14 protein-coding genes are annotated in these 16,875 nt (G+C 71.4%); 10 read left to right on the plus strand and 4 right to left on the minus strand.

The genetic code is table 11. The features are described from left to right. Positions 1 to 37 precede the first annotated feature (37 nt). The 4 genes from B0I28_RS13745 (at position 38) to B0I28_RS13760 (ending at position 4,007) form a co-directional block, all read left to right on the plus strand. Entirely contained in the window at positions 38 to 391 is a 354-nt protein-coding gene (locus B0I28_RS13745) for a hypothetical protein (RefSeq protein ID WP_146148093.1), read from the plus strand. After that, a complete protein-coding gene (locus tag B0I28_RS13750) occupies positions 391 to 1,917 on the plus strand; it encodes a sodium/solute symporter (RefSeq protein WP_219926757.1) in 1,527 nt (508 codons plus the stop codon). Before B0I28_RS13745 ends, B0I28_RS13750 begins: the two co-directional genes overlap by 1 nt. Before the next feature lie 215 nt (positions 1,918 to 2,132). Continuing rightward, entirely contained in the window at positions 2,133 to 2,927 is a 795-nt protein-coding gene (gene erm / locus B0I28_RS13755; RefSeq protein ID WP_106364418.1) for a 23S ribosomal RNA methyltransferase Erm, read from the plus strand. Positions 2,928 to 3,011: 84 nt separating this feature from the next. Then, the gene (locus B0I28_RS13760) at positions 3,012 to 4,007 is read left to right on the plus strand and encodes a DNA-binding transcriptional response regulator (protein WP_106364419.1); all 996 of its coding nucleotides are present in this window, start codon (positions 3,012 to 3,014) and stop codon (positions 4,005 to 4,007) included. A 66-nt stretch (positions 4,008 to 4,073) separates the two neighbouring features. On the opposite strand, the gene B0I28_RS13765 is transcribed toward B0I28_RS13760, so the two are convergent. The 3 genes from B0I28_RS13765 to B0I28_RS13775 all read right to left on the minus strand — a co-directional run bounded on the left by B0I28_RS13765 (position 4,074) and on the right by B0I28_RS13775 (position 6,127). After that, positions 4,074 to 4,952 carry a peptidoglycan-binding protein gene (locus B0I28_RS13765; RefSeq protein WP_106364420.1) on the minus strand — a complete coding sequence of 293 codons (879 nt, stop codon included), beginning with the start codon at positions 4,950 to 4,952 and terminating at the stop codon, positions 4,074 to 4,076. Positions 4,953 to 5,154: 202 nt separating this feature from the next. After that, complete coding sequence (locus B0I28_RS13770) at positions 5,155 to 5,736, minus strand: alpha/beta fold hydrolase (RefSeq protein WP_106364421.1); 582 nt, start codon at positions 5,734 to 5,736, stop codon at positions 5,155 to 5,157. Between the two features lie 82 nt (positions 5,737 to 5,818). Further along, positions 5,819 to 6,127 (minus strand): hypothetical protein, encoded by a 309-nt coding sequence (locus tag B0I28_RS13775; RefSeq protein WP_106364422.1) that lies wholly within the window; start codon positions 6,125 to 6,127, stop codon positions 5,819 to 5,821. Between the two features lie 207 nt (positions 6,128 to 6,334). Here B0I28_RS13775 and B0I28_RS13780 point away from each other — a divergent pair, with 207 nt between their 5' ends. The 6 genes from B0I28_RS13780 (at position 6,335) to mgtE (ending at position 15,219) form a co-directional block, all read left to right on the plus strand. Continuing rightward, the gene (locus B0I28_RS13780) at positions 6,335 to 8,071 is read left to right on the plus strand and encodes an ABC transporter transmembrane domain-containing protein (protein ID WP_146148094.1); all 1,737 of its coding nucleotides are present in this window, start codon (positions 6,335 to 6,337) and stop codon (positions 8,069 to 8,071) included. Then, positions 8,068 to 9,882 carry an ABC transporter ATP-binding protein gene (locus B0I28_RS13785; protein WP_106364424.1) on the plus strand — a complete coding sequence of 605 codons (1,815 nt, stop codon included), beginning with the start codon at positions 8,068 to 8,070 and terminating at the stop codon, positions 9,880 to 9,882. The genes B0I28_RS13780 and B0I28_RS13785 overlap by 4 nt, the downstream gene beginning before the upstream one ends. Before the next feature lie 364 nt (positions 9,883 to 10,246). Then, positions 10,247 to 10,546 (plus strand): Asp-tRNA(Asn)/Glu-tRNA(Gln) amidotransferase subunit GatC, encoded by a 300-nt coding sequence (gene gatC / locus B0I28_RS13790; RefSeq protein ID WP_091054223.1) that lies wholly within the window; start codon positions 10,247 to 10,249, stop codon positions 10,544 to 10,546. Next, a complete protein-coding gene (gene gatA / locus B0I28_RS13795; RefSeq protein WP_106364425.1) occupies positions 10,547 to 12,046 on the plus strand; it encodes an Asp-tRNA(Asn)/Glu-tRNA(Gln) amidotransferase subunit GatA in 1,500 nt (499 codons plus the stop codon). 6 nt (positions 12,047 to 12,052) lie between these two features. Then, the gene (gatB, locus tag B0I28_RS13800) at positions 12,053 to 13,540 is read left to right on the plus strand and encodes an Asp-tRNA(Asn)/Glu-tRNA(Gln) amidotransferase subunit GatB (RefSeq protein WP_106364426.1); all 1,488 of its coding nucleotides are present in this window, start codon (positions 12,053 to 12,055) and stop codon (positions 13,538 to 13,540) included. Between the two features lie 332 nt (positions 13,541 to 13,872). Further along, positions 13,873 to 15,219: a magnesium transporter gene (mgtE, locus tag B0I28_RS13805; RefSeq protein WP_106364427.1), complete on the plus strand. Its 1,347-nt coding sequence runs from the start codon at positions 13,873 to 13,875 to the stop codon at positions 15,217 to 15,219. 85 nt (positions 15,220 to 15,304) lie between these two features. Here mgtE and B0I28_RS13810 read toward each other — a convergent pair whose 3' ends face one another. Continuing rightward, a complete protein-coding gene (locus B0I28_RS13810; RefSeq protein WP_106364428.1) occupies positions 15,305 to 16,873 on the minus strand; it encodes a CotH kinase family protein in 1,569 nt (522 codons plus the stop codon). Positions 16,874 to 16,875 lie beyond the last annotated feature (2 nt).

Consider the following 16,875-nt stretch of genomic DNA (forward strand, 5'->3'; position numbering starts at 1 on the left):
CGCTTCGCTCGCCTTTCCCCGAACCGGAGTAAACGCTGTGATTCAGAGGGTCCGAGTCACCAGCCCCCAGACCCGCCTCGCGCAACGGCGCGGGGCGGACGCCATGGGGCGGCTCAGCCATCTCGCCGGGCGACCCGGGATGCCCTCCTCCGCGATCGACCTCGAAGCCGCAGAACGCGCCCTGCGCCGCCAGCGCCGCCTCGCCGTGCGCACCGCCGCAGCGCTCGGGATCGCGCTCGCGGTCCTGCTCGCGGCCGCCGCGCTCGTGCCCGGCCGCCTCGGCTGGGCGGTCCTGTTCTTCGCGCCCTACCCGGTCTTGCTCACGCTCGCCGCGGTCCATGTGCGCCGCGCCGAGCGCGTCGAGGACGACCACGCGCCGGGCGGCCCCTGATGCTCGGGCTCGCCTCGATCACGCTGGTGCTCGTCGCCAGCGTCGTCATCGGCGTGTGGGGCGTGCGCGCCGCAAGGTCCACACCGGACTTCCTGGTCGCCTCCCGCTCGATCGTGCCGGGATGGAACGCCCTCGCCATCGCGGGGGAGTACGTCTCGGCCGCTTCCGTCCTCGGCCTCGCGGGCCTGCTCGTGAAGAACGGCGTCGGCGCGATGTGGTACGCCGTGGGCTTCACCGCCGGGTACGTGCTCGTCGCGGCCCTCGTCGCCGGCCCCATGCGCCGCAGCGGCGCCTACACCGTGCCCGACTTCGCGGAGTACCGCCTCGGCTCGCCGCGCATCCGCCGCATGTGCGGCCTCGTGGTCCTGGTCATCATGCTGCTGTACCTGCTGCCGCAGTTCAAAGCGGCCGGTGTGGTCCTCGAACTCGTCTCCGGCATCCCGTACTGGATCGGCGTCCTCGGCGCCGGGCTCGTGGTCTCCTCGACGATCGCCGTCGGCGGGATGCGTTCGGCCACGTATGTTCAGGCGTTCCACTACCTCGTGAAGCTCGCGTTCATCGCGGGCCCGGCGGTCGTGCTCATCGTCCTCGCCGGGTCCGACCGCCGCGAGGCCGCGCTGGCCGCGCACGGACCCGACCCGGACTGGGCCCGGCCGCTCCTGGACCTCGACGGCTCGGGCCACTCGCTCCTCGCCACCGTCTCGGTCCTCGTGGCGACCACGTTGGGCGCCATGGGACTCCCGCACGTCGTGATGCGCTTCCACACGGTCGCGGGCGCCCGCGCGGCCCGCCGCGTCGCCGTCTCGGTCATCGTGCTGCTGAGCCTGTTCTACCTCTTCCCGATCGTCTACGGGCTCCTCGGGCGCATCGCCGTGCCCAGCCCGGAGGAGACCGACGTCGTGCCCGTCCTCGTCCCCGAAGCCATAGCCCCGGGCACCGTCGGCGCGGTCCTGACCGCGCTCGTCGCAGCGGGCGCGTTCGCGGCGTTCCTGTCGACGTCCTCCGGGCTGCTCCTCGCGCTCGCCGGGGGCCTCTCGCACGACCTGTTCGGCGGCTCGCTCTCCAAGCTGCGCATGGGAGTCCTCGTCGGGACCGCGCTCGCGGTCGTGCTGTCGCTGCCCGCCGCCGACGTCGACATCAACGTGCTCGTCGGCTGGGCCTTCGCGGTCGCCGCCTCCACCTTCTGCCCGCTCCTGACCCTCGGCATCTGGTGGCGCGGCCTCACCGCGACCGGCGCCACCGCCGGGCTCCTCGTCGGCGCCGCCTCCTCCACCGGCGCGGCCCTCGCCTCGGTGATCCTCGACCTGCCGCCGGGCACCTGGTCGATCCTCCTCGCCCAGCCCGCGCTGTGGACCGTCCCGTTGGCGTTCATCACGATGGCCGCCGCGTCCCGGCCCTCCTCGGTCCCCGACTGGGCCGGCGAGGCCGTGCTCCGCCTCCACGTGCCCGGCCGCTACTCGACCGGCGACACCGGTTCCATCCGCAGCGGCGAAAAACGGTTCGACGGCTCCCGGACCCTCCGGTAGCCTGGCCCGCATGTCGGGATCACCCGGGCTCAACGCGTGCGCCGCGTTCGGCCCGTACTTCACGCGGCTCCGCGCGGCGGCCTAGGCCCCGCACGCGCACGCCTCCACCGGCTCCGGCCGGTCCTTGACGGTGCCCTCTGACGGCACCCGCTGCGCCACTGCGCGGTCTAGGCGAATCGACCGTCCTGATTCGACTACTTCCGCAGAGGTCTCCCATGTCCCGCAGCCGTACTCCGCGCTCCACCTACGCCCGCGTCTCGAACCGCAAGCGCCTGTCCCAGAACTTCCTGGCCGACCCGCGCCTCGCGGACCGCCTCACCGCCGACGTCGGCCCTGACGACCTCGTCGTCGAGGTCGGCCCCGGCGGCGGCATGCTCACCGGCCCGCTCCTGGACCGCGCCCGCCGCGTCCTCGCCTACGAGAAGGACACCCACTTCGCCGAACGCCTCCGGTCCCGCTACGGGCACCTCGACCGCTTCCGGCTCCGCACCGGCGACTTCCGCGACGCCGAACCGCCGCACGAGCCGTTCCGCGTCATCGCCAACGTGCCCTTCGCGATCACCACCGACATCGTCCGCTGGTGCCTGGACGCGCCCGCGCTCACCAGCGCGAGCCTCCTCGTCCAGCGCGAGTTCGCCCGCAAGCACACCGGCGACTACGGCCGCTGGTCCAAGCTCGCCGTCGACGCCTGGCCCGAACACGAACTCGCCCTGGGCATCCGCATCGGCCGCGAGCAGTTCCGGCCCGTCCCGAACGTCGACGGCGCCGTCCTCCACCTGACCCGCCGCCCGAAACCGCTGCTGCCGCGCCGCGCCCTCCGCGACTACCGCGACATGGTCGCCCTCGGCTTCACCGGCGTCGGCGGCTCCCTCGCCGCCTCGCTGCGCCAGGCGGTCCCCGCCCGCGCCGCCGCCCGCGCGTGCGCCGAGGCCGGGATCGCCAAGGACGCCCCGGTCGGCCTCGTCCACCCGGACAAGTGGATCGCCCTGTACAAGGCACTCACCCGATAGGTACCAAGGGGGTACCGGACGGGCCGCCTCGGCCGATTAAGGTTGAGATGCCCGGCCCGGTACCCCCCTCTCTTGGAGCCATTCATGAGCGAAGCCATCTGGATCGAGCTGATCAAGGTGCTGCCCGCCTTCCTCTGGATCGGGTTCGGCTTCATCGCGCTGGCCGTCGCCAAGCGCATATTCACGCAGCAGGCGCCCCGCATGACGAAGGTCGAGACCCCTTGGGTCACGGTCGAACTCGCCCAGCAGGCCATCGAGGAGTCCTACGCCCGCGGCCCCGCCGCCCTGCCCCAGCCCGACTGGAACGGCCCCTTGCCGCCGATCCCGGTCCAGCCCGGCGGCTACGCGCCGCCGCCCGACTTCGCCCCGCCGCCGATCACCGCCGCCGACGACGAGGCCACCGAGTCGGTACGCCTGCGCCCCATGAACACCCCGCCCGCCGACGAACCGAACGACAACGGCGCCAAGCCGAAGAACGACGAGCCGCCGATCCCGCTCACCGAGCCCCGGCCGACCACGTACTACGCCCCGCCGCTCCCCGCCACGCAGGCCGGTTATCCCGGCGCGGTGCCGCTGCCGCAATACCGGCCCGGCCCGTCCACCGAAGACTCCCAGCGCGGCCTGCGCGCGGCCACCCGGCTGGCCCTCTCCGCAGACCTCCTCAACGGCGGCAGCATTCTCTGGGTCGACGACCACCACGAGTGGAACGAGCCGCTCATCCGGCTCTTCAGGACCGCCGGATTGAAGGTCGACACCGTGTCCTCCACCACTCACGCCGTCGCGGCCCTCAGCGCCATGTCGTACGACCTGGTGATCACCGACATGCGGCGCGAAGCCGAGCCCGACGGCGACGCCGCGGGAACCAACCTCCTCGACCGCATGGTCGAGGCCGGCATTCCGACTCCGGCGATCATCTTCGGCGGCAGCGTCACCGCGCGCACCAGCTTCCATCCGCGGGCCGTCATCGCCACCAACAGCCCCGAAGAGCTCGTCGAGACCGTCATCGACATCGTCGGCATCCGCCGCAGCCAGCAGTCCTCCTCCGGCTCAAGCTGGATCGACCGCTTCTCCGGCAAGTAGCACGCGAAGCGGCGGGCGGGGCCATTGTGTGGCCCCGCCCGCCGGTCTTTCAATGTCGAGCTGTTGTCAGCTCCGCTTGTACTGCTCCCACCAGGTGAACGAACCCTTGTAGGCGCTGGGGGTGTTGTCGGCGGCGTGGCTCGCCAGCCCGTTCTTGCCGTAGAAGTAGTCGTGGACCTGCGCCCGCGCGACGGCGACCATGTCGGTGTCGCCGATGGCGTTCGCGTGGATGTGGTAGCTGAAGCCCTGCTCGGGGGTGCGCAGCCAGGCCGCGAAGCCGACATCGCGGAGGGCCTTGACCGTCTGCCAGCGCTGCGTCGTGGACATGCCGCTGACGCTGACGTCGACCACGCCGCCGCCGTCGTGCGTGCCCGCCGAGGACGGGTTGCCGGTCGTGTAGGAGCCCTGCGTCAGTGCGAGGCTCCAGGAGAGCTTGCCGTCGGCGGCGGCGAGCATGTTCTTGGTGCGGGTGTTGACCCGCTTGCCGCCGTAGGAGTCCGAGTTCGACCCGATGCTGACCTGGCGGGTGACGGTGTACAGGCCGGTCTCGCTGCCGAGGCGGGTCAGCGAGGTGGGGCCGGGGATGCCGTTGGCGTCGAGGCCGGAGTAGCCGAGGGACTTCTGCCAGTCGGAGTACGCGGTGACGGTGGAGCTGCCGTAATGGCCGTCCACCAAGGAGGCCGCGAGGTGGTTCTTCGCGTCGAGCGCCTGCTCGACGGCCTTCACCGAGGCCGCCGCGTTGAGGGTGGTGCCGGTGCCGGACTTCTGGGGGTCGACCATCGCGGCCACGAGCACGAGCTCCATGTCGACCGAGGTCGCGGCGCTCGCGGACTGGAGTGCGAACACGGACGGGACCGCGGCGGCGCCCACTGCGCCGCCGACCATGAGGGCCCGGGAGAGCACCCAGCGGCGGGAGCGGGGGATTCGCGATTCTTGGTGGGTCATGCGATTGCGTCCCTTCGGAATTCCTGCGGCGGCGCTGCTCGCCGCCGCGGACGGAGCGGGGATCGGTCGGGGGTAGAGGTTCGAATCGTGACTGAGACCATACCGAAGATTTTCTTCGTTGAGAAGGACTCTGGTGAAACAAAACTCCAAGTAACCGTTGCCGGACCGTCGCTCCGTGTCGAATGGACGGTCGCCTCCCCGCTCAGGACGCCAGTGCGCTCACCTCGTCCGTGAACCGCTCGGGGGCGCTGAGGTGCGGGTACGGGCCCGCGGTGCCGTACACGGCGCACACGGCGCCGGGGATGCGCTCGGCGAGCCACGCCGCGTAGCCCGAACGCGGCTCGGACGCGAACACGGACACGTAGCGGCACTTGATCTTCCGCGGGCCCGCGGTGATCTCCTCCAGGGCCGCGGCCGTGTCCTCGTCCGCCGCGGGCGCATCGAGGGCCTGCTCGATCGCGGCCACGCCGTGGGCGACGTACCGGCACGCGAACAGCGAGGCGATGATCGCCGCCCGCCCGTAGGCCGCGACGACCGGCGCGCGGGTGCCCATGTCCGCGACGAACTGGGCGAGCGTCTCGGCGCGGTCGCCGATCCGGCCGCCTTCGGGCAGGTCGAGCACGGCCACGGCGTGCGACGCGGCGAGGCGCGCGGCGACCGGCCACCACGCGGACCGGTCCTCGCCGGTCTCGGTCAGCAGCAGCACGGGGCGGCCCTCGGCGCCCCACAGCTCGCCGGTCCACTCGGGTTCCAGCAGGTGGTTCTCGGAATACAGGGTCGGCACGATGGGCTCCAGTCGGGGAGTGCGGCAACGGGACGGCACGCCGCAGAACCGCACGGTCAGTGCGTCGGCGCGCAGGCTGGTCTCACGCCGGTAGCGGCGGTGCGCGTCCGGCGCAGACCCAGGCCCCGAACTGGAGCGCGACAGTCCCGCGGCGGCCCGGCCCCGCGGACTCCCGGTGCGCCACCGGCCCGCCGCCGCCCGCGTCCAGCCAGGCGGCCTCGCGGACGGTCGTCAGGCAGCTGCGCCACACCAGGGACAGCACGGCCAGCACGAGGCCGTACATGAGGAGCGCTATCGCGAGGGACGCCCGGTCGGAGACGTGGCAGTGCCCCAGGAGCAGGATCGAGAGCGGATGGGCCGCAACCCAGGCGAGGTACCCGAACGCGAACACCGCGGCGGCGGTGAACAGCTTCAGGCCGATCGCGCGCTGACGGTGAATGGCGGTCCTCCCCAGATGTCCCGGAAATCGTAGTGCATCGTCCGCGAGCGCCCCTCGGATACGCCCAGGTCGCCTGATATCCGGCGAATTCGCAGGTCAAACCTCACATCGGGCGTTAATCGATTGCCGGTTGTCGGACCCTCCCTTTACGCTCGGCAAGTGAGGTTCCTCCGTGCTCCCGAATACCCGCTCGCCGACCCCCTGCTCCCGGACGGCTCGCGCGGCGACCCCATCGAGCCTCCGCGCACCCCGTGGCGCCTCCTCGCCTGGCTCGCCAGCCGCAACAAGGGCCTCGCCGTCGCCGCGCTCATCACCTCCGGCATCGCGCTCGGCTCGCTCCCGGTCCTGCCGTACTTCCTCACCGGCGCCGTCGACAACGGCCTGCGCGAGCACGACTGGGGCGCCCTCGCCTTCTGGGCCGGCGGGATGGTCCTCGCCGGGTTCGCCACCGCCGGGATGATCGTCTGGTCCCACCGCCTCACCGTCTACTGGCGCATGGACGCCTCGTACCGCACGCTCCAGCTCGCTACCCGCAAGGTGAACCGCCTCGGCGACGAGCTGCGCCGCAAGGTCACCACCGGCGAGGTCGTCTCCGTCGGCGCCACCGACATCAACCGGATCTCCTGGGCCGTCGACTCGCTCTCGCCCACCGCGGGCTGCGTCATCGGCCTCATCGCCGTCGGCGTCCTCCTGTTCAACACCTCGGTCGCCCTGGGCCTCACCATCTTCATCGGCGTGTTCGTCGTCGGCCTCGTCACCGGCCCGGTCCTCAACAAGCTCCAGGACCGCCAGGAGGCCTACCGCGAGCGCGTCGGCGACATCACCGGCCGCGCCTCCGACATCGTCTCGGGCCTGCGGGTCCTGCGCGGCATCGGCGGCGAGGCCCGCTTCACCGCCTCCTACCGCCAGGACTCCGAGGCCCTGCGCGAGGCCGGGTACAAGGTCGCCGCCCCGCAGGCGTGGCTCAACGCGCTCGGCGAAGGCACCCCCGCGATCCTCCTCGGCGTCGTCATCTGGATCGCCGCCCGCCAGGTCGCCTCCGGGGACCTCACGCCCGGCCAGATGGTCGCCGCGTTCGGGTACACCAGCGCCCTGCTGCTGCCCGTCCACTGGCTCATCGGCTGCACCTACCGCATCATCGAAGGCCGCGTCGCCGCCGGGAAGGTCTGCGAGCTGCTCAACACCCCCGAACGCGACGCCCCCGCCGAGATCCTCCCCGGACCCGCCGCCGGGGCCGAACTCCACGACCCCGAGTCCGGGCTCACCTTGGGCGGCGGTGAGCTCCTCGCCGTCGCCTCCGCCGACTCCGAGCAGGTCGCCCGCGTCTTCGACCGCCTCGGCGGCTACGAGCGCTCCGAGGCGCGCTTCGGCGACGTCCCCGTCGCCGGGCTCGACCGCGACGAGCTGCACCGCCGCGTCCTCGTCGCCGACCACGACGCGTACCTGTTCGCGGGCACCCTCGCCGCCGCGATCGGCGCCCGCGACGGCCGCGACCGCGTCGATCTCGCCATCGAAGCGGCCTCCGCCGCCGACGTCGTCGAGTCCCTCCCGCACGGCCTCGACACCGAGCTCGACAACCAGGCCCGCACGCTTTCCGGCGGCCAGCGCCAGCGCCTCCGGCTCGCCCGCGCCGTCGCCGCCGCCCCCGAGGCGCTGCTGCTCCACGAGCCGACCTCCGCGGTCGACTCGCACACCGAGGCCCGCATCGTCGACCGCCTCGCCGAGACCCGCTCGGGCCTCGCCACCGCCGTCGCCACCACCTCGCCGCTGTGGCTCGGCCGCGCCGACCGCGTCGCGTTCGTCCAGGGCGGCAAGGTCACCGCCACCGGCACGCACCACGAACTCGCCGCCGAGCACCCCGACTACCGCGCACTCGTCTCCCGGGAGGAAGCATGACCACCACGGCGCCCGAACGCCCCGCCGCCGGCCAGCTGCCCGTCGCCGACACCCCCGCGGTCCGCCGCGCCTTCCTGCGGTTGCTCCTGTCCGAGAAGCGCCGCGCCGCCGCCGCGGTCGGCCTCCACCTCGTCGCCGCGGTCGCCGCCGCCGTCGCGCCGCTCCTCCTCGGCGAGATGCTCGACCGGCTCACCGCCGGAGAGGGCACCGGCGCCATCGACCGGCTCGCGCTCGGCCTCATCGCCTCCATCGTCGCCGTCGTCGCCTTCACCTGGCTCGGCACGTTCGTGTCCCACCGCCTCGGCGAGAAGCTCTCCGCGCGCATGCGCGTCGAGTTCGTCGACCGCGCCCTGCGCCTGCCGATGCCCGTCGTCGAGCAGGCCGGCTCCGGCGACCTCATGACCCGCTCCTCCGCCGACGTCCCCGAAGCCGGGGTCCTGTTCCGCGACGGCCTCCCGCAGATCATCGTCTCGGTCCTCAAGGTGATCGTGTTCTTCAGCGCGATGCTCTGGGCCAGCCCGCTCCTGGGCCTGTGCATGCTCGTCGTCGTCCCGTCCCTGTACATCGGCACCCGCTGGTACCTCAAGCGCGCCCGCACCGGCTACCTCAACGAGCGCCAGGCCGAGTCCGGCATCGGCGACACCATCGGCGCCTCCGCCGACGGCGCCCGCACCACCGAGGCCTACCGCCTGCGCGAGATGCGCGACCGCGCCGGGGACGCCACGGTCGCCCGCCACTGGAAGGCCGCCCGCTACACCCTGTTCCTGCGCAGCGTGTTCTTCCCGTTCCTCGACGGCGCCTACGCCCTCCCCACCGCCACGGTCCTCCTCGTCGGCGGCGCGCTCTACTTCGACGGCGCCGTCACCCTCGGCACCGTCGCGTCCTGCGCGGTCCTCACCCGCCAGATCATGTTCCCGATCGACCACATCCTCATGTGGGTCGAGAAGGTCCAGCGCGGCTTCGCCGCCATGTCCCGCATCGAAGGCGTCGCCGAAGCCGAGGACACCGAAGCGGGCGCCACCACTGAGCGGCCCGTCGACGGCACCGTCGACCTCATCGACGTCCGCTACGCCTACCCGTCCGGCACCCGCGACGTCCTCCACGGCGTCACCCTCAGCGTCCCCGCAGGCCAGCGCCTCGCCGTCGTCGGGCCCTCCGGCGCCGGGAAGTCCACGCTCGCGCGGCTCATCTCCGGCTCGGACACGCCCCGCGAAGGCCGCGCCGCCATCGGCGGCGTCGACGTCGCCGCGCTCCCGCTCGACGAGCGCCGCCGCCGCGTCACCCTCGTCACCCAGGAGCACCACGTCTTCACGGCCTCCCTGCGCGACAACCTCATCCTCGCGAAGGCCGACGCCGCCGACCAGGAACTGCACGACGCGCTCGCCGCCGTCGGCGCCGACTGGGCCTTCGACCTGCCCGAGGGCCTCGACACGGCGCTGGGCGGCAAGGCCCGCGAGCTCGACGCCGCGTCGGCGCAGCAGATCGCGCTGGCGCGCATCATCCTCGCCGACCCCGATGTGGTGATCCTCGACGAGGCCACCGCGATGCTCGACCCGCGGGCCGCCCGCGACACCGAGCGCGCTCTGGCCGCGGTCCTGGAGGGCCGCACCGTGATCGCCATCGCGCACCGGCTGCACACTGCGCACGACGCCGACCGGATCGCCGTCGTCGAGGACGGCCGCGTCGCCGAGCTGGGGAACCACGACGAGCTCATCGCGCTCGACGGCCACTACGCGGCGCTCTGGCGGGCCTGGCACGGCGAGCCCGAGCACCGCGACGGCAATCTGGCCGCGGTCGGGAACCCGTTGTAGGACATACAGAAATGGGCCCCGAGCGAAAGCCCGGGGCCCGTACTGGTCCGAGAACACCACCACAAGTCGGAACACCCACCGACTCGTTCTTAGCAAGGAAACAGAAAGGAAACCAGGAAACCCGTTCCGAACCAGTGCCGAAAGAGTATCACGTCACATTCGCCGTGGCTAGGGGGTCGTATCCACCCCGCTCTATCTGTGACAAACCGTTCCCGCGACCCGTCCGTCACACTCCGCGGCACCGGACCGTCCGCGCAGCTATGACCCGTCCGCGCCCCGGCCGTGCCCGCCTCGGGCCGCCGCCGCGCACGGCCTAGACTCGACTGGTCTTCCCGCAGCTAGTAACCGTTAGGAAACACCTGTCGTGAGTACGATTTCACGCGAGGAAGTCGCGCACCTGGCGCGGCTGGCCCGCCTTGAGGTCACCGATGACGAGCTCGACGCCTTCGCCGGACAGCTCGACGTCATCCTCCAGTCGATGAAGACGCTCGCCGAAGTGGACACGGACGGCGTCCAGCCGACCTCGCACGCGGTGCCGCTGGTGAACGTGTTCCGGGAAGACCAGCCCCAGCCGTCCCTGCCCCGCGACGCCGTCCTCGCGGGCGGCCCCGACACCGCCGAGGACCGCTTCCGCGTCCCGCGCATCCTGGACGAGGAGGCTTAGATGAGCCGCATCATCGACAAGACCGCCGCCGAACTGGCCGCGGACATCCGCGAGGGCCGCCTCACCTCCGTCGAGGCCACCACCGCGTTCCTCGACCGCATCGCCGCCGTGGACGGCACGATCAAGGCGTTCCTGCACGTCGACCGCGACGGCGCGCTCGCCACCGCGGCCGAGGTCGACGCCGCGATCGCCGCCGGCGAGACCGTCGGCCCGCTCGCGGGCGTGCCGATCGCGATCAAGGACGTCGTGGTCACCAAGGGCCTCCCGACCACCGCGGCCTCCAAGATCCTCGAAGGCTGGATCCCGCCCTACGACGCGACGATCGTCGAGCGCATCAAGGCAGCGAAGATGCCGATCCTCGGCAAGACGAACATGGACGAGTTCGCCATGGGCTCCTCCACCGAGTACTCCGCGTACTTCAAGACCCTGAACCCGTGGGACACCGGCCGCATCCCCGGCGGCTCCGGCGGCGGGTCCGCCGCCGCGGTCGCCGCGAAGATGGCCCCGCTCGCCATCGGCACCGACACCGGCGGCTCGATCCGCCAGCCCGGCGCCGTCACCGGCACCTTCGGTGCCAAGCCCACCTACGGCGGCAACTCCCGCTACGGGCTCATCGCCTTCTCCTCGTCGCTCGACACGCCGGGCCCGGTGTCCCGCAACGCACTCGACGCCGCGCTCCTCCACGAGGTCATCTCCGGGTACGACCCGCGCGACTCGACCTCCATCGACGCGCCCGTCCCGCCCGTCGTCGAGGCCGCCAAGACCGGGGCGAACGGCGACCTCACCGGTGTCAAGCTCGGCGTGGTCCGCGAGTTCGAGTCGACCTACGACGACGCCGAGCAGGGCGTCGTCGACGCGTTCCGCCAGTCCGTCGACCAGCTCGCGAAGCTCGGCGCCGAGATCGTCGAGGTCTCCTGCCCGTCGTTCGCGTACGCGCTGCCGACGTACTACCTCATCGCCCCCTCCGAGGCCTCCTCGAACCTCGCCCGCTACGACGGCGTCCGCTACGGCCTGCGCGCCGGGGACGACGGCAAGCACTCGCTCGAAGAGGTCATGAGCCTCACCCGCGAAGCGGGCTTCGGCCCGGAGGTCAAGCGCCGCATCATCCTCGGCACCTACGCGCTCAGCGCCGGGTACGTCGACGCGTTCTACGGCAAGGCCCAGAAGGTCCGCACGCTCATCAAGCAGGACTTCGAGAAGGCGTTCACGCAGGTCGACGCGATCATCAGCCCGACCACGCCGTTCGTCGCGTTCGAGTTCGGCGCCCGCACCGGCGACCCGTACCAGATGTACCTCGCCGACCTCTACACGATCCCGACGAACATGTACGGCGGCCCCGGCGTCTCCGTCCCCGTCGGCCTCTCCGAGGGCATGCCCGTGGGCCTCCAGGTCATGGGCCCGGTCCTGGGCGACGACATCACCTACCGCGTGGCGGCCGCCCTGGAGTCCACCCAGGACGTCCTGCTCGCCGACACCGCGCCCGAACTCGAAGGGAAGTAAGCGAACATGACGAAGTTGAACACCTTCGAGCAGGCCGTGGCGACCTACGAGCCCGTCCTCGGACTCGAAACCCACATCGAGCTCGACACGAAGACCAAGATGTTCTGCGGCTGCGCCACGACGTTCGGCGCCGAGCCCAACACCCAGGTCTGCCCCGTCTGCCTGGCCCTCCCCGGCGCCCTCCCGGTCGCCAACCGGGCCGCCGTCGAGGCCACCATCAAGATCGGCCTGGCGCTCAACTGCACCATCGCGTCCTGGACCCGCTTCGCCCGGAAGAACTACTTCTACCCGGACATGCCGAAGAACTTCCAGACCTCCCAGTACGAGGAGCCGCTCTGCGAGGACGGCTACGTCGACGTCGTCGTCGACGGCGAGGTCCACCGCGTCGAGATCGAGCGCGTCCACCTCGAAGAGGACACCGGCAAGACCCTCCACGTGGGCGGCACGACCGGCCGCATCCACGGCGCCACCGAGTCCCTCGTGGACTACAACCGTGCCGGGATCCCCCTCGTGGAGATCGTCACCCGCCCCGTCCCGGGCACCGGCGCCCTCGCCCCCGAGGTCGCCCGCGCCTACACCGCCGAGCTGCGCGACATCGTGCGCTCCCTCGGCGTCTCCGACGTCCGCATGGAGCAGGGGTCCCTCCGCTGCGACGTCAACCTCTCGCTGAACAGGCCCGGCGAGGAGTGGGGCACCCGCACCGAGACGAAGAACGTCAACTCCCTGCGCTCGGTCGAGCGCGCCGTCCGCTACGAGGTGCGCCGCCAGTCCGCGCTCCTCGACGCGGGGGAGCGGATCTTCCAGGAGACCCGCCACTTCCACGAGGCCACCGGCGAGACCAGCCCCGGCCGCTCCAAAGAGGAGGCCACGGACTACCGGTACTTCCCGGAGCCCGACCTCGCCGTCATGGAGCCGTCCCGCGAATGGGTCGAGGAGCTGCGCGCCTCCCTGCCGGAGCTCCCGCGCAAGCGCCGCGAGCGCCTCCAGGCCGAATGGTCCCTGGGGGACAAGGACATGCAGTCGGTCGTCAACGCCGACGCCGTCGAGCTCATCGAGGCGACCGTGGCCGCCGGCACGACCCCCTCGGGGGCCGTCAAGTGGTGGCTCGGCGAACTCTCCCGCCGCGCCAACGAGTCCGGCGAGGAGCTGGCCGCGCTCGCGATCACGCCCGCGCAGGTCGCCGAGCTCCAGGGCATGGTCGACGACGGGCGCCTGAACGACAAGCTCGCCCGCCAGGTCATCGACGGCGTCCTCGCCGGCGAGGGCTCCCCGGCCGACGTCGCCGCCAAGCGCGGCCTGGAGGTCGTCTCCGACACGGGCGCGCTCGAAGCGGCCGTCGACGAGGCCATCGCCGCGAACCCGGCCGTCGCCGACAAGATCCGCGGCGGCACCCACGCCGCCGCGGGCGTCCTCATCGGCGCGGTCATGAAGGCCACCAAGGGCCAGGCCGACGCGGGCACCGTCCGCCAGATCATCCTGGACAAGCTGAGCTAGTCCACCACAGCGAAAGGCCGGGCGACACGCCCGGCCTTTTCGCGTTCACTGTCCGTTTGATTCCAGTGTGAGCTGCGAGTCTTCGGGTACCCCGGAGAGCGACGTTGTTCACAGAGGATGGGTATCCTGGAGCGGTCAGGTGCACTGCGACCCGAGGAGGTGAGGGCCATGGGCGACGACCCCGGATCTAGTCGAGATACGACCGCGTTCTTCCCATTTTGCTTTCACCGTGCCTCGCGCCCTCTTATCGTGAAGCGGGCGGCCTGACCTGCGTTTTCTGCTGACGCGTCGAGAGGCACGGCCCTTTCCTCGTGTTAGGAGGTGGCTGACGCATGGCGACGACCATTCAGCCCATTTCGCCCGCGGCGGTCGATGAACTCGCCGCACTCCGGCTCGAACTCGCCGACTTCTCGACCGTCGAGCTCGTCGAAGAGCTCCCCCGCATGGACCTGGCCGACCAGGCGCTCAGGTTCCGCCTGCTCCCCAAGGACCGCGCGCTCGCCGTCTTCGAGGAGCTCGACCCGGTCCACCAGCAGGAGCTCATCGACGGCCTCAAGACCGACTTCGTGCGCGAGCTGCTCGAATCCATGGAGGCCGACGACCGGGCCAAGCTCTTCGACGAGATGCCCGCGAAGGTCGCGACCCGCTTCCAGTCGCAGCTGAGCGCCGCCGACCGGCGCCAGACCGCCCAGCTCCTCGGGTACGACTCCGAGTCCGCCGGGCGCATCATGACGCCCGACTACGTGTCGCTGCGCGCGTCGATGACCGCCGCCGCCGCGATCGAGCGCATCCGGCACCTGCGCGAGCGGCCCCGGCACCTCGACGTGCTGCCGGTGACCGACGGGCACCGCAAGCTCCTCGGCACCGTCACCCTCGCCGACCTCGTCAGCGCCGACCCCGACACCGAGGTCGCCGACCTCATCGCCAGCGAGCACTACCAGGTCGCCACCGACACCGACCAGGAGGAGGCCGCGCGCCTCATCCAGGAGGCCAACCTCAACGCGCTCCCGGTCGTCGACCACGAGGACCGCCTCGTCGGCCTCATCACCTGGGACGACGCCATGGAGGTCCTCGAAGCCGAGGACACCGAGGACGTCGCCCGCAGCGCCGGCGCCGAGCCGCTGGACCGGCCGTACCTGTCGGCGGGCGTGTTCATGCTGGCGCGCAAGCGCGCCGTGTGGCTGCTCGTCCTCGCCGTCTCGGCCTCGCTCACCGTGACCGTGCTCAACTACTACGAGACGTACCTGGCGAACGTCACCGTCCTCGCGGTCTTCATCTCGCTGCTCACCGGCACCGGCGGGAACTCCGGGTCGCAGGCGTCGGTGACGATCATCCGCGCCATGGCCGTCGGCGAGGTCCGCTTCTCCGACGCCTTCCGCATCACCTGGCGCGAGTCGCGCGTGGGCTTCGTCCTCGGCGCGCTGCTCGCGCTCGTCGGCGGACCCGTCGTCGGCTTCGTGTACGGCTGGGACATCGGGCTCATCATCGGGATCACCCTGCTGGTGATCTGCACGTGGTCCACGTTCGTCGGCTCGCTGCTGCCGCTGCTGGCCAAGAAAGTGGGCATCGACCCGGCCCTCGTCTCGGCCCCGATGGTCTCGACCCTGTGCGACGCCACCGGTCTGCTCATCTACTTCACGGTGGCGGCCATCGTCCTCGGCCCGGCCCTCACCGGCTGAGCCGCAAGCGAAACGCCCCCGGTGCCGCGCCTCTGTGCAAATTCACGGCTTGCAAGCGGCGCCGAGACCGGGGGCTTTCCCAGTTCTACTGCGCCAGTGCTTCCGCGAGGAAGTCCGTGCGCTGCTGGACGAACGACGTCAGCGACTCCGCCGAAGCGGCCGCGTCGCCGCCGCTCAGCTCGGCCGCCGCCTGCGCGGTCTCGACCGCCTTCAGCGCCGCTCCCGACGCGTACAGCGCGTCGTACAGCTCCTGGTAGGCGGCGTCGTACTCGTCCTGGAACGCCTCCGACGCGAGGAACCGCTCCTTCAACTCGTTGCCGCCCATGGTGAAGCCGCCGCCTTCGCCGTCCTCGCCGCCGCCGGGCATCTCCATGCCCTCCGGGAGCTCCATGCCCTCGGGCATCTCGCCGCCGAAGCCGCCCATGCCGCCACCGCCGCCGATCGACGCGTTCTCGTCCGGCGCGAGGTCGGCGCTCTGGAGCGTCAGGTCGACGTCCCAGGTCAGGATGGAGATGAGCCCGGTGCCGAAGTCGTACCAGAGGTAGTAGTTCTGGCCCGGCCCCGACATGTCGTCGCCGTTGGTCACGAGGTTCTGGAAGGCCGTGTAGTCCGCGAAGGACTCGACGTCGACCCAGTCGCCCAGCTCGGCGTCGAACGTCGCGTCGTCGGCCTCGCTCATCCACTCCAGGAAGTCGATGATCGGCTGCGCGTCGTACGAGCCCTCCATGCTCAGCTGCTTGAAGTCGTCCTCGTACTCGTCGGGGTCGGCGCCCTGGTACGTGAACGAGCCGGTCGACAGGGCCTTGTACAGCACCCCGGCGTTCTCCCCGTACTCGTCTTCGGCCCAGGTCACGTCCATGATGTCGACGACCCGGCGGGTGACCGCCTCGCCGCCGTTGACCGACACCGTCGAGTAGGTCCAGTCGTACGAGGACTGGCCGCTCGCTTCGAGCAGCTCCAAGGTCACGGCCTCGTTGAGCGAGGTGCCTTCGGCGGCCCCGCCCATCGCGGAGTCTACACGCAGGCTGATCTCCTTGTTCCCCTGGTAGACCTGCCCGTCGACGTACTTCGAGAAGTCCACGAGCCACGGCAGGCCCTCGGGGTCGTCGAAGCTCAGCGTCGAACCCCCCATGCCTCCAGCGCCCCCTTCGCCGCCGCCGGGGAACTCCATGCCTTCGGGCATCTCCATGCCCTCCGGCAGCTCCATCCCCTCGGGCATCTCGCCGCCGCCGGGGAAGCCCCCGCCGTCCTCGCCGCCGCCCATCGACATGCCGCCGCCGAGCGCCGACAGCGTCGAGTTGCCCTTCAAGCGGATCCCCACGTCGGAGATGGTGACGCCGTCGATCGTGATGTCGGCCTTGATCCAGCCCTTCTGGCCGGAGTCCTCGAACTCCTCGACCATGTCGTCGTAGTCCGCGTCGCTGTACGACAGGCTGATCTCGTGCGCCACCGAGGTGTCGAACAGGTCCACGGTGCCCTGGATGTCGTTGGTGACCACGAAGCCCTCGTTGGCGTCGGAGTACACCAGGGCCGTCGCGCGCACGGTCCCCACCACCAGCGTGAGCACCGCGATCAGCCCGACCGAGCCCGCGATGAGCTTCCAGTAGTGCCTGAGGCTCACCGGGATGCGGTGGCGCAGCTTCCTGCCGGCCACGG

The organism is Glycomyces artemisiae, from assembly GCF_003002955.1.
In the GTDB taxonomy this organism is placed as follows: Bacteria; Actinomycetota; Actinomycetes; order Mycobacteriales; family Micromonosporaceae; genus Glycomyces; species Glycomyces artemisiae.